The organism is Mucilaginibacter sp. P25 (assembly GCF_050859465.1).
GTDB classification, from domain to species: domain Bacteria; phylum Bacteroidota; class Bacteroidia; order Sphingobacteriales; family Sphingobacteriaceae; genus Mucilaginibacter; species Mucilaginibacter gossypii.
On sequence record NZ_CP193937.1, the window covers coordinates 1,527,409 to 1,545,934 of the forward strand.

Genomic DNA, 18,526 nt, shown 5'->3' on the forward strand with positions numbered 1-18,526 from the left:
GAGGAAAGAGTAAGGTAACCTTAAGCAATAACCGGAGGGGCGCGGCCGGCGGCAAGGATAAGCGCAAGGCTTACAAAATTGTAATCGCCGGGTTTAAAAAAATGATCAGAAGTTACAAGAGGGATAAAAAATGAACTGTTGCTAACGGCCACAGCATCGGTATGGTGCATGGCATCGCACAGCAAACATTTTTCTTTAACAGTTTGCTGACCAACAGCCATATGGCTGTGTTTGGTAATTCCCTTGATCAACGCGTGCTGGTGCGAATAAACCATATATTGCCCGGCCGCAAAGCAAACAAGCAGCAGCCACGCAAATACAATATGTAAGCGGTTTTTTTTCACAGTCAACATCCCTTTAACGGAATACGGCAAAAATAAGTATTAAAACGAGAATATTAATGCAACATTGTAACAATAATGTGGTGTTTATAGTTCATAGATGATGGTTCATGGTTTAGTGTTTGATAGAAAAAGGCCACATTGCACATTTTACTATGAACTATCATCTATGAACCATGAACTAACATAAAATGATAGGTCATGGCTTTGGCGTTTGTTAGGAAAAAGCCATTTGCCAGATTTTTACTATGAACCATCAACTATGAACCATGAACTAATCTATCTTTGCCAAATATGACACCTGCTGAGATTAATAAAAAATGGGATGTGCTGCAGCAGCGGATAGCTGACGATTTTGATAACGAAAAGCCCGATATAAAGGTGATGCTTTTTTTGATCGGGGTACAGGAGCTGGGCCAGGGGCCGCGTAAGTTCAGCAAGCGCCAAAAGGAAGAGCTGATGCATATCGCAACCTGCCGCTTAATGAGCATGATGGGTTTTTACGAGCTTGAAGGCCTTGACCAGGATGGCTGGCCACACTGGAAACGCGTAAAAGTAATCCCGAACTATACCCTGCTTGAACAGGAAATGATGATGAAATCGCTCATTGTAAATTACTTTGAGGAGATGGATGGGGCAGAATAGTGAGTGGTTTATTGGGTTGATAACAGGGCTTTATAATTCCCCTCTTGAGAGGGGGCGCGGAGGGAAGAGCGATAGCAGGGGTGTGTTTCTGCGATTGGCTTATCAAAGCATAAACACACCCCTCCGCCCCCTCTCAAGAGGGGAATCGCACATTTCCCAGCTTTTTACCCCTTTAATTGATCCCGAGGAGGGAATTAGAAGATTCGGAACAAATAATCTATCTTCATCAATAAAAAAATCAACGCAATCAGCGAAATCGAAAACAATCAACGGCCATACATGAAGAAACTTTTTACCCTAAGCATTCTTTTATTAACCTTTACAGCCGCGTTTGCCGGGCCGCCTAAAAATCAGTATGTGCGTATCCATACGGTTTATGGCGATTGTATCCTTCGCCTGTATAATGAAACGCCTTTGCACCGCGATAACTTTATCAAACTAACCAAAAAGGGATTTTATAATGGTACGCTGTTTCACCGCGTGATCCAGAATTTCATGATCCAGGGCGGCGACCCGGATTCAAAAGACCCGGTAAAAGCAAAACCCGGCGCTGAACTGGGCAATGGCGATGTGGGTTATACCCTCCCGGCCGAATTTCGCGACAGCTTGTTTCATAAACGCGGCGTACTTGCTGCCGCCCGTGATGATAATCCCAAAAAAGAGTCGAGCGGCTGCCAGTTTTATATTGTGGAAGGCAAACGCTTTACCGACGGCAAACTGGATACACTGGAAAATACCCGGCTTAAAGGCCGCAAGATCCCGGCATGGCAGCGGGAATGGTATAAATCAGTCGGCGGTTCGCCACACCTTGATCAAAATTATACCGTTTTTGGCGAGGTTGTTTCAGGGATTGATATAGTTGATAGGATTGCTGCCGTAAAAAAGGATGCCAATGATCGTCCCAATGCTGATGTGCCTATGACGGTTGAGTTGCTAAGCAAAAAGGAATGCAGGCAGTTGGATGCTATTCTTTTTCCCGCAAAAAAATAAAAAGTTGTCTTTTCGACCGAAGGGAGAAATCTTATACGCCATGCAAATTAAACTATACTGGGCGTATAAGGTTTCTCTTTCGCCCCGTCGCTAAGACCCCGTCTCTGCTCTATCGAAATGACAATTTTGTTGTAATTTCGTGATTTTAAATCGCAGTTAATTCCGAAATCGAACATCCGAAATCTCAAATGAAAATACTTACATATAACGTTAATGGTATCCGTTCGGCAATAAACAAGGGTTGGCTGGCCTGGCTGCAAGCTACTGACGCCGATGTTGTTTGTTTGCAGGAGATTAAAGCCACGCCAGATGTATTGACTGATCTGGGTTTGGTAGATCAGATGGGCTATCAGCACTACTGGTTCCCGGCCGAAAAGAAAGGCTACAGCGGAACAGCCATTTTTACCAAAATATTGCCCAAGCATATTGAGTACGGCTGTGGTATTCCTGACTTTGATCGTGAAGGGCGCTGCATCCGAGTTGACTTTGATGAGGTTTCGGTGATGAGCGTTTATTTTCCATCGGGTTCAAGCGGTGACGACCGGCAGGTTTTTAAATACCGTTTTTTAGATGAGTTTGGCAAGTACCTTACCCTGCTTAAAGTGGAGCGCCCTAACCTGGTGGTTTGCGGCGACTATAACATTTGTCACCGCCCTATTGATATTCACAATCCAAAATCAAACGCCAACTCATCGGGCTTTTTACCGGAGGAACGTGAATGGATGGAGAACTTTATTGAAGGCGGATTTATAGATACCTTCCGCCACCTGAACAAAGAACCGCATAATTATACCTGGTGGAGCTTCCGCGCCGGATCACGCGGTAAAAACTTAGGCTGGCGTATTGATTACGCCATGGCCAGCACCCCGCTTGAAGATAAGATCCGCCGCGCGGCCATATTGCCGGAGGCCAAGCACTCCGATCATTGCCCGGTATTGCTGGAATTGGAGTTTTAAGCCCCTCTAAATCTCCCCTGAAGGGGAGACTTTAAGAAATATTAAAAAATGTCATTGCGAGCGTAGCGCGGCAATCGCACGGAAGCATATACGCCCTGTATAGCTACGCGATTGCCGCGCTACGCTCGCAATGACATTAATGGGTTTACTTAGGCCCGTAAGTAACCACCGGTACTATCATTTCCTCTAACGAGATCCCTCCGTGCTGGAAAGTTTCATTATAGAAATTCACAAAGTGGTTGTAGTTGTTCGGGTATACGAAATAGCTGTCTTCCTTGGCAAAAACAAAGCTTGAGCTAATGTGCAGCCTTGGCAGCATGGCATCATGCGGGTTGCGGATATGGAAAACCTCCTTGGCATTATAGTTAAGGTTTTTGCCTTGTTTATAGCGCAGGTTGGTGTTAGTGTTCCTGTCGCCCACAATTTTGCTCGGGTTTTTTACGCGGATGGTACCATGATCGGTAGTAATGATAACACGTACCTGTTTTTGTGCGAGATATTTCAGCAGGTCGAACAACGGGGAGTGCTCAAACCACGACAGGGTTAATGAACGGTAAGCAGCATCATCACTTGCCAGCTCGCGGATCATCTGCATATCTGTACGGGCATGCGAAAGCATATCCACAAAGTTATATACCACCACGTTAAGCTCGTTGTTCATGAGGTTATTCACCGACTCATTCAGCGCGCGGCCTTCGTCAATATTCAGGATCTTATGGTATGAGTGTTTGCAATCCTTTCGCAGCACACGTTTCAGGTGGTCGGCTAAAAACTCGGCTTCGTACAAGTTCTTGCCGCCTTCATCCTCGTCGTTTTGCCACATAGATGGATAGCGGCGCTCCATATCCAAAGGCATCAGCCCCGAAAAAATGGAATTACGGGCGTATTGCGTAGCTGTTGGCAGGATACTATAATAAGTGTCCTCTTCCTCCAGTCTGAAATATTCGGAAATAATTGGGTTAATGATCTTAAACTGATCATACCGCAGGTTATCTATCAATATAAAAAACAAAGGCCCTTTGCCATCCAGCTTAGGGAATACCTTCTTTTTAAATAACTGCGGCGATGAGATTGGCGCCAGGTCCGGGTTTTTGATCCAGTTAAGGTAGTTGCGCTCCACAAACTTGCAAAACTGCATATTTGCTTCTGCCTTTTGCAGCGTCAGGATCTCGTGCATGCCGGCATCTTCCAGCTTTTCCAGCTCAAGCTCCCAGTAGATCAGTTTCTTGTAAACGTCAACCCATTCCTGGTGGCTCAGGTTTTCGTTAAGGGTCATGCCCAGTGTACGGAAATCCATCTGGTAGGCCATGGTGGTTTTTTCGGTAACGAGGCGTTTGTTTTCGGTCAGTTTTTTTATAGTAAGCAGGATTTGCTTAGGGTGTACCGGCTTAATCAGGTAGTCGTCTATTTTTGAACCGATGGCATCTTCCATCAGGTACTCTTCCTCATTTTTGGTGATCAGCACAATGGGCACATCATTGTTGATGTTCTTGATCTGCTGCAGAGTTTCCAGGCCGGTAAGGCCGGGCATGTTCTCATCCAGGAAAACCAGGTCGAAATAATTGTTCTTAAAAGAGTCGACGGCGTCGTAGCCATTGGTAACAGTGGTTACTTTATAGCCCTTTTCGCCCAGGAAAAGTATATGTGGTCTTAGCAGGTCAATTTCTGTCATCGGCCCATAAAATGGTGGTGTCTTGCATAATATGTATATTAAATTTCTGAATCAGAATTTTCAGAATTTAAAAACTTTCAGAATGATCCGGTATAAGGTTAAATGCTTTTCAAATATCAATTTTTTACCATTAAATTCTGTGAATCCTAAAATTCTATGAATTCTGATTCAGACAGTAAACCCCAAATAGATGCTTTTGTTGTTATTCAGTAAAGGTATTAACAAAATTTAACAAACCTGTCGCGCTTATTTTACCTTTGTTTTACATTTTTGCACTTACATAAGCAGCATTGAATAAAAAGAAAATAATTAACGACCCGGTTTACGGTTTTATCAGTATCCCAACCGAACTGATCTTTGACCTCATATCCCATCCGTACTTTCAGCGGTTACGCTATATCAAGCAACTGGGCATGACGCACCTGGTTTATCCCGGCGCACTGCACACCCGTTTTCATCATGCTTTGGGCTCCATGTACCTGATGGATACCGCGCTTGAAACATTGCGAAGCAAAGGCCACCAGATCTCTGCCGAAGAGGAAGAAGCGGTTACCATTGCCATATTATTGCATGATATTGGCCACGGCCCATTTTCTCACGCTTTGGAAAATACCATTATTGATGGCATTGCCCATGAAGATATTTCATCAATGCTGATGAATAAGCTTAATGCCCGGTTTGAGGGTAAGCTTACCATGGCCATTGATATTTTTAATGATACCTATCCGCGTAAGTTTTTACATCAACTGGTATCCAGTCAGCTGGATATGGACAGGCTGGATTACCTTAATCGCGACAGTTTCTTCACCGGTGTATCCGAAGGGGTGATCAGTTCCGAGCGCATCATTAAGATGCTCAATGTTAAAGACGATCATGTGGTTGTTGACGAAAAAGGCATTTACTCGATAGAGAAATTTTTGATTGCCCGCCGTCTGATGTACTGGCAGGTTTACCTGCATAAAACAGTGATAGCGGGCGAGGAGGTGTTAACCAAGATCTTCAGGCGCGGCCGCGAACTGATTTCGCAGGGTAAGGAACTATTTGCTACTCCGGCCCTGCTGCATTTTTTAAAGAACCGCATCAGCCGGGATGCTTTCATGAACGAGGACCATCACCTGGAAACTTTTGCATGTTTGGATGATACCGATATTATGGCATCGGTAAAAGTGTGGGCATATCATCCCGACCTGGTACTTTCTCATCTTTGCAAAAACCTGGTGCAGCGTAACCTTTTCAGGGTTGATATTACCAATGAATGCCCCGATGAAGCTTTTGTTGAAAGCCTCCGCCAAAAGGCGATGGAAAAGTATGGCGTTAGTTATGAAGATGCTGCGGCCTACTTTGTGTTTACCACATCTATCCGCAACAACGCTTATAACCAAAACGATGGCAACATTGGTATATTAATGAAGAATGGCGAGGTAAAGGATATTGCCGCCGCCAGCGACAACTCAAACCTGGTAGCTTTGGCCAAAACGGTGAAAAAATATATCCTGTGTTATAATAAGGAGTTGTTGAATTAACAGGCGGTTTTCACTGTAGAGACGCATAATTGCGTCTCCCGCATGCAGGTTACGGCAGTTCGAGATTGGCAAAGCGATCTGTCCTAAAGGAGACGCAATTATGCGTCTCTACATAAAAAGGCATTGTGGATAAATGCCGGAAATGTGCACTGGCCGCGTTAGGAATTGTAGTGTAAAGCCCGCAGTGAGGGTTGGAATTACGGGTTGGGCAAGCGAGGACTTGGAACGGAAAGCCCGGCCGCAGGCAACGCCCCTATTTAAGAGAGCGATAAAACAATGGCGTCGTACTTTGGATTTTAACAAATAGCAAAACGAAACCGATATACATCTGCGACAAATGAAGAAATGGTGAAAAATAAAACGCGTTGACAGTCAAAACTTTTTAACGCGTGTTCATAACTCATTAATAATTTGTTGCTTCAATTTTAACATTTAAATTTGCCCGATGCAATTTACCGCTCATGATATAAGTTTACTGCTCAACGGAACTGTAGAAGGCGATCCTTCGGCAACTGTTAGCCAGCTTGCCAAGATAGAGGAAGCCGGAGCCGGCAGCCTTTCTTTTTGGCCAACCCTAAGTATGAGCAGTTTCTGTATACTACCAACGCCTCCATTGTTATTGTTAATAATGATCAGCAGTTAACGGAGCCCGTAAAAGCTACACTGATCAGGGTTGAAAACGCTTACAGCGCGTTCACTGTCCTGCTTGACAAGTACAACACTTTCAGGCTTGATAAAAAAGGAATTGAACAGCCAAGCTTTATCCATCCCACAGCACAGGTAGGGGCGGGCGTTTATATCGGCGCGTTTGCCTATATCGGCCAAAATGCAAGCATCGGCGATAATTGTAAGATCTATCCAAACGTTAATGTTGGCGATAATGCAACCCTTGGCAATAATGTAACACTGTTTGCAGGGGCTACAGTTTACTTTGATTGCGTTATTGGCAACAATGTGATAGTGCATTCAGGAGCGGTAATAGGCAGTGATGGCTTTGGCTTTGCCCCTAACCCCGATGGTACTTACACCAAAATTGCACAGATTGGTAACGTAATATTGGAAGACGACGTTGAAGTGGGTTCAAATACTACTATCGACAGGGCAACCATGGGTTCGACCATAGTGCGCAAAGGCGCGAAAATTGACAACCTGATCCAGATAGCCCACAATGTGGAAATTGGTGCGCATACTGTAATTGCAGCACAGTCGGGCATTTCGGGCAGTACCAAAATTGGCGAAAGGGTTGTAATTGGCGGCCAGGTTGGTTTTGCCGGTCACCTCAATATTGCTAACGGATCGCAGTTTTCGGCCCAGACGGGGATAAACGGCTCTATAACAGAAGAAGGTAAGGCATGGGGGGCTCTCCATATATGCCATATAAAGATTACCTTCGTGCCCACGCTAAGCTGCGAAAGCTGCCGGAGCTTGACCGCAAGGTGTACGAGCTTGAAAAATTAATTGAAGAACTACGTAAAGGCAAGGTAAGCGAATAGCCTTAGCCTGTAAATTTAAATATGAACGTTAAACAAAGAACTATTAAAGCGCCGGTTTCGGTATCAGGAACAGGCTTACACACCGGACAAAGCGTTACAATGACCTTTAATCCCGCCCCTGAAAACCACGGTTATAAATTCAGGAGGATTGATATTCCCGGTGCGCCAATTATTGATGCCGATGTTGATAACGTGAGTGATACCTCACGCGGAACATCTATAAGCCAGAACGGTGCTACAGTAAATACTGTTGAGCACGTGCTGGCCGCTTTGGTTGGGCTTGAAGTTGATAACCTGCTGATTGATCTTGATGGCCCCGAAACTCCCATTATGGATGGCAGCTCGATACAGTTTGTTGATGTAATAACCGAAGTTGGGCTGGTTGAACAGGATGCCGACCGCGAATACTATCATATTCCCTATAACATTCACTACTCTGAACCTGAGCGTAAGGTTGAAATGGTTGCCATGCCTTTGGATGATTACCGTTTTACCTGTATGGTCGATTATAACTCGCAGGTGCTGGGCAGCCAGCATGCCAGTATCTCAACTATTGGCGAGTTTAAAAAAGAAATTGCTTCATGCCGTACCTTCTGCTTTTTGCACGAGCTGGAAATGTTGCTAAAGCATGACCTGATTAAAGGCGGCGATCTGAACAATGCCATCGTGGTTGTTGATAAAGATGTTGACCAGGAAGAACTTGATCACCTGGCCAAGCTGTTTAACCGCAAGGATATCAATGTTGCCCCGCAGGGCATTTTAAATAATATTGAACTTCGCCACCAAAACGAGCCGGCACGCCACAAACTGTTGGATATGATAGGCGATTTGGCGCTGGTTGGCGTGCCGCTTAAAGGGCACATCATGGCCGCAAGGCCAGGCCATGCGGCTAACGTTGCCTTTGCTAAAAAGATCAAAGCGCTCATCAAAAAGGAAAAAAGCCGTAAGCAGGTAAAAACTTATGACCTGAACGCCAAACCGGTTTTTGATACGGTGGAAATTATGGGCATGCTGCCTCACCGTCAGCCTTTCCTGATGATCGACAAGATCCTGGAGCTTACTAAAAGCCACGTTGTAGGGTGTAAAAACGTAACCATTAACGAGGAGTTTTTTAAAGGCCATTTCCCCGGCGCGCCAATCTTCCCCGGTGTATTACAAATTGAGGGTATGGTGCAAACCGGCGGCATCCTGGTGTTAAACACGGTTCCCGATCCGCAAAACTACCTTACCCTGTTCCTGAAAATCGAGAACGCCCGCTTTAAAAGCAAAGTAGTTCCCGGCGATACCATTATTTATATTTGCGACCTGATTGCCCCCATCCGCCGCGGCATAGCTACCATGAAAGGTATAGGCATGGTGGGCGACCGTGTTGTTGTTGAGGCCGAACTGATGGCTCAAATTGTAAAAGTAAAAGAATCTGAAGCATGATCCAGCCATTAGCATACATCCATCCACAGGCCAAAATTGCCGATAACGTGGTAATTGAACCATTCGTTACCATCCATAAGGATGTTGAAATTGGCGAAGGTACCTGGATCGGCTCCAACTCCGTAATTATGGATGGCGCCCGCATAGGTAAAAATTGCCGGATATTCCCCGGCGCGGTTGTATCCGCCCCGCCGCAGGATTTAAAATATAAAGGCGAGCAAAGCACCGTAACCATTGGCGACAACACCACTATACGTGAGTGTGTTACCCTTAACCGCGGTACCGCCCTTGATAAAAATACCACCACCATTGGCAGCAACTGCCTGCTGATGGCTTATGTACACGTAGCGCATGATTGTGTTATTGGCGATAACGTAATTGTTGCCAACGCCGTGCAATTGGCAGGCCACATTACGGTTTATGATTACGCTTTCATCGGCGGCTCATCTGCCGTGCACCAGTTTGTTGAAATCGGCGCGCATAGCATGATCTCGGGCGGTTCATTGGTACGTAAAGACGTTCCCCCGTTTACCAAGGCTGGTCGCGAACCGCTATCATATGTAGGTATCAACTCTGTAGGCTTGCGCCGCAGGGGATTTTCGGCTGCTACAATAGCCGAAATCCAGGAGATCTACCGGATCATATTCCTCAAAAAATATAATGTAACCAAAGCGCTTGATATCATCGAGGCCGAGTTTACCCCCAGTGTAGAACGCGATGAGATCATCAACTTCCTGCAAAACTCACAACGCGGTATCATGAAAGGGTTTGGGAATACCTAAATGGCTGGAAGTCCATGGTCCATAGTCGATAGTCCATGGATTTCCGAAACAATTGCCGTGGCCCTGCATTCATTAACGCAAAACGGCTATGGACTATCGACTATGGACCATGGACTATTGACTATCGACTAAAAAAATGACCATCACCCTCAAAGACATCGGCCGCCGCTTTAACCGCGACTGGATTTTCAGGGGAGTGGATTATACCTTTACTTCCGGCGAGTCATATGCTATCCTTGGCCCAAACGGTTCCGGGAAATCAACCTTACTGCAGGTTTTAAATGGGAGCCTTTCGCCTTCTACAGGTAAAATTGAATTTGCTAACGAAGGAAAACCGGTTGAAATAGATACCGTTTTTACTCATTTAAGCCTGGCTGCTCCCTATCTTGAGCTGATAGAAGAGTTTACCATGAGCGAGATGGTCGACTTTCATTTTAAATTTAAAAGCTTTAAACCGGGTATAGATAAAGAAACGGTTATCGCGCTGCTTAACCTCCCTAAAAGTGCCAATAAGCTTATCAAATACTTTTCATCGGGCATGAAACAGCGCCTTAAGCTGGCCCTTGCTTTTTGTGCAGATACGCCCATGCTTATGCTCGATGAGCCCACCTCCAACCTCGATACTCAGGGCGTTGATTGGTACCTAAGCCTCGTACAACAATTCGCCGAAGGCCGGCTTACCATAGTATGCTCCAATCAGGAGCATGAGTATGGCTTCTGTAATCACAGGTTAAGCATTGTGGATTATAAAAGTTAGATGTGAGACGTTAGATTTGAGATTTGAGACAATGCAAATCGGATATCTATTCATAGATATTGTGAATGTACAAAGGATTGAAAAAGCTCAAATCTCACGTCTGATATCTCATATCTGTTTTATACATAACCCTTTAAATGTGGCTGCAGAGTAGAAAATCTCAAATCTAACGTCTCAAATCTCAAATCAAATTCCTAAGTTTGCGCCTCAATATTATTTTATGGCTAAGGCATCAGATGTTAAAAATGGAAATGTACTTCGCTTCAACGGCGAATTAGTTCAGGTTGAGGAGTTTTTACACCGTACCCCGGGCAACTTACGCGCGTTTTACCAGGCCCGTATGCGCAACGTTAAATCAGGTAAACTGGTTGAATACCGTTTCCGTACCGATGAAGAGGTTGACATAGCCCGCGTTGAAACCAATGATTATCAATACCTGTATGACGAAGGTGATTCATTAGTAGTAATGGACAACACTACATACGATCAGCATAACGTACCAAAGGCATTATTTGGCCCGGCAGTTAAATTTTTGAAAGAAGGCATGAACGTAATTGTTGCCTTCGAAAGCGACGAGCCCATCATGGGTTCTATACCGGGCTCGGCCGAGCTGGAAATCACTTACACCGAGCCAGCCGTTAAAGGTGATACTTCAAGCGGTGCTTTGAAAAATGCCACCGTTGAAACCGGCGCGGAGATCCGTGTACCGTTATTCATCAACATTGGCGATAAAGTTAAAGTTGATACCGCTACCGGCGCTTACGTTGAGCGTGTAAAAGGTTAATCCACCGGCCCTCAAAGGGTAGGAAACAGATATAAACCAGGAAGAGGTTTCGTTTTCACGAAACCTCTTCCTGGTTTTAGCCCCGCTCATGTCGTACTTGTTTCGGGATCATTATAGAGGGATTAAAACTTATCATGTATATACGTCATTATCCTAACCATCTCATCTCTTACTTCGCGGGTTGGCCGGGTAAAATTATTGTTCATGAATGCAAAAGCCAGGCGTTTGCCTTTGCGGGTAACTATGTAGCCGCTTTGGTTATGATTGTTGCTTAACGATCCGGTTTTTGCCCAAACAAAAGGATGCCCGTTATCGGTTTTATAGGCGCTTTTAATTGTACCCGCTACGCCGCCTATCGGCATCATGCTATGTAACAGGTTTTCATCTTTCACCTCGTCCTGAATTTTGAGCAGCAGGGCTACAAGGTCTCTGGGGGTAAACAAATTATACCGCGACAATCCCGAGCCATCAACCCATTGCGGCACATCGGGCAAGTCATTCAAAAAATGTGTTTTTGAGTAATTGATCACCGAATCAGTACTGAGGGTATTAAACTTTACCGACGAGCACACCAGCAGCAATTGTTCGGCAATAAAATTATCGCTCGGCTGCAGCATCCGCCGGTAAACGGAATCGGCATTGGTATTATAAATAACCCGCGCATCCGCAGCCATTGGTTCCTGCAATAAGGACACCTGCTTTTTGAGTGTATCCTGCAGCAGGGCCATGGTAAGCTGCAGGCTTGTTTTCCATGGGATTTCCTGTTTATAATTTGGGGGGATCACCCCGGCAGGGTACACAAAGTTATTGCTGATAAAATCGCGCTTAACTTTAAACTGTGCCGGGCGATAATTAATATCGGCATTTAAAAACCGTTTTAGATATTGGGGCCTTACCTGCATGTTACCGTCATTATCTGCGTAAAGCCGGGCAACGTTATCTTCAATAGGCAGGGCGGTTATTTCGGCCTGATAATAATCATTGTAATCGTCCCAGCCCCATCCTGCACCAAAAAACTCACCTGTATAGTTACCGGGCGAATAAAAAAGGTGTTTACTGCTACTCTTCAAAAAGTTAAGCCCATTTACTCCTTTCAAATCGCTGTGCAGGAAAGAAGGGTCGCCGGTACCCCAAAATATCAGCGAATCTCCGCGGGTTTGATAACGCAATGCCGGGATAGAATCGCCAAGCATTTTCAAACAGGTGTAAAAAGTAAAAAGCTTGGTATTGGATGCCGGGGTAAAGTATTTATCGGCGTTTAATTCATATATCATTTTATGCTCGTCCAAATCATAAAGGGCGAAACCGGTAAAGTGATCATTAACAATCTGCGAATGCTTAAAAAGCTTTTTAACCTTTCGTTTTTTTATGGAATGGGCATAAACAATATCACGACAAAGGGATAAAACACAAACAATTAACAGAAATGAAATTGTTGACTTTCGCATAATAAAATAATTTTTTAACAAATAAATCTCGTAAATTTAATATACCAACTATAACCACTTTGTTACACAAGTTATATTATAAAATACGCCATCCGGGAGCATTGTGGCTGGCATTTGTGTTAACATTTTGCCTTACAACCACAGCCCGGGCCCAGTACTTTGATCTTGATGTGCATAAAAAAAGGTGAATATCCCGTTTAAACTGGAACGGAACCTGATGATCATTCAACTTAAGATCAACAACAAAGGGCCCTTTAACTTTATATTGGATACCGGCGTAGGTCTCATGATCATAACCGATCCTAAATTAGCCGATTCTATCAGTATTCCTAATAAACGTACATTAAAAATCCCGGGACTTGGCGAAGGGGAGGATTCTGAAGCTTATGTAACCTCAACCTTAGATGTTGCCATACCGGGACTGGTTAGCTATGATGTTGCGGCTGCCATATTAAAAAAGATCTCTTTAACCTTTCGGGTTACGCAGGCATGCCCATTCATGGGTTACTGGGCTACGAGTTTTTTAACAACCTGGCCGTAAAGATCAGTTTCCAGGACAGCGTAGTTACCGTTTGCAGGCCCAAAGACCTCAAACCCTTCAGAAAAGCGAATAAGATCCCCCTGTCTGTCGAAGACAGGAAAGCCTATGTGGATGCGCGGGTTATAATGCCAGGCGTAGCACCCATTAATACAAAGCTGGTTGTTGACCTTGGCGCAGGGCACCCGGTATCAATTGAACGTTATATCAAAACCTATGGCCTTCCGCAAAAATTTATTGCTTCGGCCAACCTCGGCATTGGCTTAAACGGACCAATAAACGGCTTTATAAGCCGGATGGACGAATTCAGTTTAGGTAAATTCAGGATGAAAAGAGTAATAGCTTCATTTCCTGATGATAGCAATAACCAAATCAATCTGTCGGTGAAGCGCGATGGAAACCTTGGCGTTGGGATCTTAAAGCGATTTACCGTTATTCTTGATTATCCGGATAGTGCCATGTATTTAAAACCCGGCCCAACCTATAACGATCCGTTTGAGCATGACATGAGCGGCCTTGAGTATTATGCCGCAGGCGACCACCTCGACAAGATTGTTATCAGCCGCGTAGAGCCCGGTTCGGCAGCCGATGAAATTGGCCTTGAGCGCGACGACGAGATCATATCGGTAAATTTTAAACCCGTTTCAAAAATGAACCTCCAGGATATTGATGAAATACTCAAATCAAAGGATGATAGAAGCCTGCTGCTTGAGGTGTACCATGACAAACGGGTTGATAAAGTTGTACTGACATTAAAACGCAGGATATAATTAGTAATACCTGTAAAATTATTATTGATAAAACACTTTGCAGCTAAAAAAACCTGTTTTTTATATAAGTTTACGGTTTAAACTATTTTTAATAAATGAAAAAACATCCGTTGCCGGGTATTTATTTACGCGGCTCAGTATTGGCACTTGCGGTTTTGGCGGGCTCTTGCGCTGCCAGGAAGCAAGCTGCAAACCCAAGCCTTACCCTAAAAACCATTACCACACCAGGCGGAACCGTTGCGACAGCAACAACCGGAACCCCAAAAAGGAAGGTATTAAAAAGTTTAGCGACCTTATTCCCGCTAAAACAAAGGCTGATAGCGGCCTTTTTAATACTTATAAAGTTGATGGCAAATATTACTACGAAATACCCGATTCATTAATTAACCGCGAAATGCTGGTGGTTACCCGTTTTGTAAAAACACCGGGCGGCCTCAAAACATTTGGCCAGCAATATGGCGGCGAAGAAATTAACAACCAGGTTTGGAAATGGGAAAAGCACGATAAGCAGGTATTTATCCGGGTGCCCAGCTATTCGTTACGTGCCGATAGCACCAGCGATATGTACCAATCGGTTAAAAACTCAAACCTTGATGCTATACTGGCCTCCTTTGAGGTAAAAGCCTTTAACAAAGACACTACCGGCGTTTTAATTGATGTTACAGATTTTTACAATGGCGATATTGCCGCTATTGGTTTATCTGATGATATCAAAAAGGCTTATAAAACCATGGGGGTTGATAACTCTCGTTCCTATATCGACACCATTAAAAGCTTCCCGATAAATATTGAGGCGCGCACACTAAAAACCTACCGCGCCGGCGAGTCGCCAACTGACAACAGTAATGCAGCCATTACATTTGAGTTGAACACCTCCATGCTTTTACTGCCCAAAGTCCCGATGAAAGCCCGGATTATGGACCCGCGCGTGGGCTTTTTTGGCCAGCGCCAAACAGATTATGGCACCAATGCTCAAAAAGCCTTAGTAACAGCCTATATTCACCGCTGGAGGTTAGAGCCTAAAGACCCCATTGCTTATGCCAAAGGCGAGCTGGTTGAACCCAAAAAGCAAATTGTGTTTTATATTGATCCGGCTACACCTAAAAAGTGGGTAACTTATTTAATACAGGGCGTAAACGACTGGCAAAAAGCGTTTGAAGCTGCCGGTTTTAAAAATGCCATAACCGCTAAAGAAGCCCCAACGGCAAAACAGGACCCACAATTTAGCACCGAAGATGCCCGCTACAGCGTGATCAGGTATTTTGCATCGGATGTAGAAAACGCTTATGGCCCCCACGTGGCCGATCCGCGCAGCGGCGAGATCCTGGAAAGCCATGTTGGCTGGTACCACAACGTGATGCAGCTATTGCGCGATTGGTACCTGATCCAAACAGCAGCGGTAAACCCCAAAGCCCGCCACGCACAATTTGCTGACGATCAAATGGGCGAGCTGATCCGTTTCGTATCATCGCATGAAGTTGGTCATACTTTAGGTTTGCCACACAACTTTGGCTCAAGCTACGCTTACCCTGTTGATTCACTACGCTCAAAAACCTTCACCGATACACATGGTACCGCACCTTCCATTATGGATTATGCCCGCTTTAACTACATAGCCCAACCCGGCGATGGCGTTACGCACCTGTATCCGCAAATTGGCGAGTACGATAACTGGGCGATAAAATGGGGTTATACCTGGTTCGCGGGCAATAAAACGCCGGAGCAGGAAAAGGAAACATTAGCCGTGTGGACCAACAAGAATGCCGGCAACCCGGTTTATTATTTCGGCCGCCAGGGCACCACTATCGATCCCCGCCTGCAAAATGAAGATTTGGGTGATAATGCCATGAAGGCCAGCGCCTATGGTATTGCCAACCTGAAACGGATTTTGCCAAACCTCGAAAAATGGTCGTACAAAAAAGATGAGGACTATGCCGATCTTAATGAATTATATAATGAAGTTTTAGGTCAGTATTACCGTTACATGGGGCATGTTACCACCAACATTGGCGGCATGAACGAAAACTTTAAAACATATGATCAAAAAGGTGCGGTTTATGATTTTGTGAACAAAGAACGCCAGCGCGAAGCCGCTTTGTTTTTAAACCAGCAATTATACACAACCCCGTTATGGCTAATTAACAAAGCCGAATTGGCTAAGTTTGATAACGGTGTTATGATAAACCGTATTAAAGCCATGCAGGTTTCATTGCTAGGCAATGAGTTAAACCCTTCAAGGCTGGCGCGGATGTATGACAATGAGGCCAAAAACGGCGCTAATGCCTATACCGTTGCGCAGTTATTAACCGATTTACATACAGGCATATTCGGCACAACCAAACCCGACGGCTATCAGCGCAACCTGCAAAGGGGCTATATCGAAAACCTGAAGAACCTGTTAAATACAGATGCAAGCTTCGCGTTCCCTGGTGTATCAAGTGCGCAGCTGGCAAGCTGGGGCTTTACTCCAATCAACATCGCATTGTCTGACATCAGGCCCATGGTACGTGCCGAATTAAAGAAAATTGATACCGGCCTGCCAAAAGGCGGCGATGCAATAACCGCAGCTCATTATGCCGACCTTCACCTCAGGATAAAGGAAGCCCTTAATCCAACAAGGCCGGTTGTAAATATTGCAGGGGGAATGATTAGGGGTATAAACACCCCCAACCAGGATATACTGAATGAAAAAACAGGAAGTATGAACTGCTGGCCACGCACCAATGTTGAAAACTAATCTGGCACACCCCTTAAAAATCCTTCTTAAAATCCTGCCCTATTTGTAGGGTGGGATTTTTATTTTATGGATTTATTTAAACAAAACGCTGATGACTTAAAACAATTATAAGGCAGGGTGTGAAAAGCCCTTTGCCTATTTAAGCTGGCTTATATTTTCAAAGAAAGCAACCTGCAAATCAAGCAGCGACTTCACGTTTATTTTTTCGCCGTAAGCATCAAAACATAAAAATTTTGTTAACTCGGGCCTGTTTTTCTTCGATTTTTCGAAAAAATTAAAGGTTTCAAAAAAATAATGGTTGGTTGTAACATGGCTTTTACTATTTGTTTGCGATGTATTCAGCCTAAAACCGATCGTATCGATCCATTTGTGCACTTTTGAATGCAGCGAGTTTCCAATATTGTTCATAGGTTAATGTTTGGTTTAAGTATAACGAAATTTCATGCCACAATGTTACTATCATATAAATTCATTTTAAACAATAGTTTATTTCTTGTGTGGATTATTAACGCATCAATAGCATTATTTGGTATTTGCTGCAACAAATATTGAAACTAATTATTCACATATTCGTAATAAACCTAAAAACATCCAAACGTAGCTCATTGAGCACTCCCCGCCGCTTATAATTGACTGACTGATCTTTATAACAACCACAAGGCCGGAGACCCCGGCCTTTTTTGCGTAATAATTTGTAACAATAATATGATTGATAAGCAATTACAGGCCTAATGTGTAACAATAATATATTGATTAGGCTTTTAGCAAATTTTAAGTTGAACATTTGCAGTTCAATTGCGTCTATATACACACAAAAACAATAATTGCACGCCGAAAAAACGTTTATGAAACCCCTATTTCTTATTTTAAGTTTTACCCTGTTATTTGCCTTTGGTTCCAACGCTCAAACGGGGCGGGAGGTAAAGGGAACTGTCGTTGATTCCACTAAGCTTTCCTTACCCGGAAGTAGCGTTAAGCTGGTTTCAAATGCCGGTGATAGCACCATCGCTATTGCCGATGCAGCCGGTAAGTTTTCGTTCCCGGTAGTAAAGGGCAACAAACTAACCCTTACCATTTCGTCAATCGGTTTCACCGCAATAAAAAAACATTACTCGCTTGATGCCGGGAGCCAACCGGTTGACCTTGGCCCGATAGTTTTAAAAACCGAAACCAATATGCTTAACCAGGTTACCATCGTAGGTGTTAACCCGGTGATATTAAAAGAGGATACTACCGAATATAAAGTAAGCGCATATCCTGTACGCGAAAATGCTCCTGTTGAAGACGTGTTAAAGAAACTGCCCGGCGTTGATGTAGATAAAGACGGCAACGTAACCGCACAGGGCAAATCGGTGACCAAAGTAAGGGTTAACGGAAAGGATTTTTTGGGGGTGATGTTAAAACAGCAACCAAGAACCTGCCTGCCGATGTGGTTGAAAGTATCCAGGTAATTGACGACTACGGCGACCAGGCTAACCTTACCGGCATCAAAACCGGCGAACCGGACAAGATCCTGAACATCACCATTCGTAAAGACAAAAACCACGGTTATTTTGGGCAGGCTACTGCCGGCGATGGCGAAGATTTTTACCCAAAGCCCCGGGCATAACCAATGCCAACCGCTATATAGGCGATCTGAAATTTTTTAACTTCAATAATGAA

General features: G+C 44.3%; 17 protein-coding genes and 1 pseudogene. 14 read left to right on the forward strand and 4 right to left on the reverse strand.

The window, feature by feature from the left end; genetic code table 11:
- Positions 1-20: 20 nt before the first annotated feature.
- A complete protein-coding gene (locus ACRQ5D_RS08030) occupies positions 21-344 on the reverse strand; it encodes a hypothetical protein (protein ID WP_143020927.1) in 324 nt (107 codons plus the stop codon).
- Positions 345-635: 291 nt separating this feature from the next.
- Here ACRQ5D_RS08030 and ACRQ5D_RS08035 point away from each other — a divergent pair, with 291 nt between their 5' ends.
- The 3 genes from ACRQ5D_RS08035 to ACRQ5D_RS08045 all read left to right on the forward strand — a co-directional run bounded on the left by ACRQ5D_RS08035 (position 636) and on the right by ACRQ5D_RS08045 (position 2,932).
- Entirely contained in the window at positions 636-986 is a 351-nt protein-coding gene (locus tag ACRQ5D_RS08035) for a hypothetical protein (RefSeq protein ID WP_091176622.1), read from the forward strand.
- Between the two features lie 279 nt (positions 987-1,265).
- Positions 1,266-1,976 carry a peptidylprolyl isomerase gene (locus ACRQ5D_RS08040; protein WP_091174728.1) on the forward strand — a complete coding sequence of 237 codons (711 nt, stop codon included), beginning with the start codon at positions 1,266-1,268 and terminating at the stop codon, positions 1,974-1,976.
- 188 nt (positions 1,977-2,164) lie between these two features.
- Complete coding sequence (locus tag ACRQ5D_RS08045) at positions 2,165-2,932, forward strand: exodeoxyribonuclease III (RefSeq protein WP_091174730.1); 768 nt, start codon at positions 2,165-2,167, stop codon at positions 2,930-2,932.
- A gap of 145 nt (positions 2,933-3,077) precedes the next feature.
- Here ACRQ5D_RS08045 and ACRQ5D_RS08050 read toward each other — a convergent pair.
- Positions 3,078-4,632 (reverse strand): annotated as a pseudogene (locus ACRQ5D_RS08050) (PglZ domain-containing protein).
- A gap of 262 nt (positions 4,633-4,894) precedes the next feature.
- On the opposite strand from ACRQ5D_RS08050, the gene ACRQ5D_RS08055 reads away from it, so the two are divergent.
- The 6 genes from ACRQ5D_RS08055 (at position 4,895) to efp (ending at position 11,371) form a co-directional block, all read left to right on the forward strand.
- The gene (locus ACRQ5D_RS08055; protein ID WP_091174736.1) at positions 4,895-6,127 is read left to right on the forward strand and encodes an HD domain-containing protein; all 1,233 of its coding nucleotides are present in this window, start codon (positions 4,895-4,897) and stop codon (positions 6,125-6,127) included.
- 564 nt (positions 6,128-6,691) lie between these two features.
- Positions 6,692-7,585: a UDP-3-O-(3-hydroxymyristoyl)glucosamine N-acyltransferase gene (gene lpxD, locus ACRQ5D_RS08060; RefSeq protein ID WP_432328635.1), complete on the forward strand. Its 894-nt coding sequence runs from the start codon at positions 6,692-6,694 to the stop codon at positions 7,583-7,585.
- A 56-nt stretch (positions 7,586-7,641) separates the two neighbouring features.
- A complete protein-coding gene (locus ACRQ5D_RS08065) occupies positions 7,642-9,048 on the forward strand; it encodes a bifunctional UDP-3-O-[3-hydroxymyristoyl] N-acetylglucosamine deacetylase/3-hydroxyacyl-ACP dehydratase (protein WP_091174740.1) in 1,407 nt (468 codons plus the stop codon).
- Positions 9,045-9,830, forward strand: a complete 786-nt coding sequence (gene lpxA / locus ACRQ5D_RS08070; protein ID WP_090532656.1) for an acyl-ACP--UDP-N-acetylglucosamine O-acyltransferase — start codon at positions 9,045-9,047, stop codon at positions 9,828-9,830. The genes ACRQ5D_RS08065 and lpxA overlap by 4 nt, the downstream gene beginning before the upstream one ends.
- A 136-nt stretch (positions 9,831-9,966) precedes the next feature.
- Positions 9,967-10,587: an ABC transporter ATP-binding protein gene (locus ACRQ5D_RS08075; RefSeq protein WP_091174743.1), complete on the forward strand. Its 621-nt coding sequence runs from the start codon at positions 9,967-9,969 to the stop codon at positions 10,585-10,587.
- A 220-nt stretch (positions 10,588-10,807) separates the two neighbouring features.
- The gene (efp, locus tag ACRQ5D_RS08080; protein ID WP_090532660.1) at positions 10,808-11,371 is read left to right on the forward strand and encodes an elongation factor P; all 564 of its coding nucleotides are present in this window, start codon (positions 10,808-10,810) and stop codon (positions 11,369-11,371) included.
- 122 nt (positions 11,372-11,493) lie between these two features.
- Here efp and ACRQ5D_RS08085 read toward each other — a convergent pair whose 3' ends face one another.
- Positions 11,494-12,819 carry a D-alanyl-D-alanine carboxypeptidase/D-alanyl-D-alanine-endopeptidase gene (locus tag ACRQ5D_RS08085; RefSeq protein WP_091174747.1) on the reverse strand — a complete coding sequence of 442 codons (1,326 nt, stop codon included), beginning with the start codon at positions 12,817-12,819 and terminating at the stop codon, positions 11,494-11,496.
- Positions 12,820-13,003: 184 nt separating this feature from the next.
- Between ACRQ5D_RS08085 and ACRQ5D_RS08090 the strand changes: the two genes are divergently transcribed.
- The 3 genes from ACRQ5D_RS08090 to ACRQ5D_RS08100 all read left to right on the forward strand — a co-directional run bounded on the left by ACRQ5D_RS08090 (position 13,004) and on the right by ACRQ5D_RS08100 (position 16,864).
- Entirely contained in the window at positions 13,004-13,360 is a 357-nt protein-coding gene (locus ACRQ5D_RS08090) for an aspartyl protease family protein (protein ID WP_431199377.1), read from the forward strand.
- The gene (locus ACRQ5D_RS08095) at positions 13,309-14,127 is read left to right on the forward strand and encodes a PDZ domain-containing protein (protein WP_431199378.1); all 819 of its coding nucleotides are present in this window, start codon (positions 13,309-13,311) and stop codon (positions 14,125-14,127) included. Before ACRQ5D_RS08090 ends, ACRQ5D_RS08095 begins: the two co-directional genes overlap by 52 nt.
- Positions 14,128-14,293: 166 nt before the next feature.
- The gene (locus tag ACRQ5D_RS08100) at positions 14,294-16,864 is read left to right on the forward strand and encodes a zinc-dependent metalloprotease (RefSeq protein WP_432328636.1); all 2,571 of its coding nucleotides are present in this window, start codon (positions 14,294-14,296) and stop codon (positions 16,862-16,864) included.
- A gap of 135 nt (positions 16,865-16,999) precedes the next feature.
- Here the strand turns inward: ACRQ5D_RS08100 and ACRQ5D_RS08105 are convergent, their stop codons facing one another.
- Positions 17,000-17,272: a hypothetical protein gene (locus ACRQ5D_RS08105; protein ID WP_091174755.1), complete on the reverse strand. Its 273-nt coding sequence runs from the start codon at positions 17,270-17,272 to the stop codon at positions 17,000-17,002.
- Positions 17,273-17,709: 437 nt separating this feature from the next.
- Here ACRQ5D_RS08105 and ACRQ5D_RS08110 point away from each other — a divergent pair, with 437 nt between their 5' ends.
- A complete protein-coding gene (locus tag ACRQ5D_RS08110) occupies positions 17,710-18,315 on the forward strand; it encodes a carboxypeptidase-like regulatory domain-containing protein (protein ID WP_431199381.1) in 606 nt (201 codons plus the stop codon).
- Positions 18,294-18,473: a hypothetical protein gene (locus ACRQ5D_RS08115; protein WP_432328637.1), complete on the forward strand. Its 180-nt coding sequence runs from the start codon at positions 18,294-18,296 to the stop codon at positions 18,471-18,473. Before ACRQ5D_RS08110 ends, ACRQ5D_RS08115 begins: the two co-directional genes overlap by 22 nt.
- Positions 18,474-18,526: the final 53 nt, after the last annotated feature.

Excerpts from the sequence above, each read along its gene's own strand:
- ACRQ5D_RS08110 (WP_431199381.1), top strand. The coding sequence starts at position 17,710 with ATGAAACCCCTATTTCTTATTTTAAGTTTTACCCTGTTATTTGCCTTT.
- ACRQ5D_RS08075 (WP_091174743.1), top strand. The coding sequence starts at position 9,967 with ATGACCATCACCCTCAAAGACATCGGCCGCCGCTTTAACCGCGACTGG.
- ACRQ5D_RS08085 (WP_091174747.1), bottom strand. The coding sequence starts at position 12,819 with ATGCGAAAGTCAACAATTTCATTTCTGTTAATTGTTTGTGTTTTATCC.
- ACRQ5D_RS08105 (WP_091174755.1), bottom strand. The coding sequence starts at position 17,272 with ATGAACAATATTGGAAACTCGCTGCATTCAAAAGTGCACAAATGGATC.
- ACRQ5D_RS08035 (WP_091176622.1), top strand. The coding sequence starts at position 636 with ATGACACCTGCTGAGATTAATAAAAAATGGGATGTGCTGCAGCAGCGG.
- ACRQ5D_RS08095 (WP_431199378.1), top strand. The coding sequence starts at position 13,309 with ATGCCCATTCATGGGTTACTGGGCTACGAGTTTTTTAACAACCTGGCC.
- ACRQ5D_RS08065 (WP_091174740.1), top strand. The coding sequence starts at position 7,642 with ATGAACGTTAAACAAAGAACTATTAAAGCGCCGGTTTCGGTATCAGGA.
- efp (WP_090532660.1), top strand. The coding sequence starts at position 10,808 with ATGGCTAAGGCATCAGATGTTAAAAATGGAAATGTACTTCGCTTCAAC.
- lpxA (WP_090532656.1), top strand. The coding sequence starts at position 9,045 with ATGATCCAGCCATTAGCATACATCCATCCACAGGCCAAAATTGCCGAT.
- ACRQ5D_RS08040 (WP_091174728.1), top strand. The coding sequence starts at position 1,266 with ATGAAGAAACTTTTTACCCTAAGCATTCTTTTATTAACCTTTACAGCC.
- ACRQ5D_RS08045 (WP_091174730.1), top strand. The coding sequence starts at position 2,165 with ATGAAAATACTTACATATAACGTTAATGGTATCCGTTCGGCAATAAAC.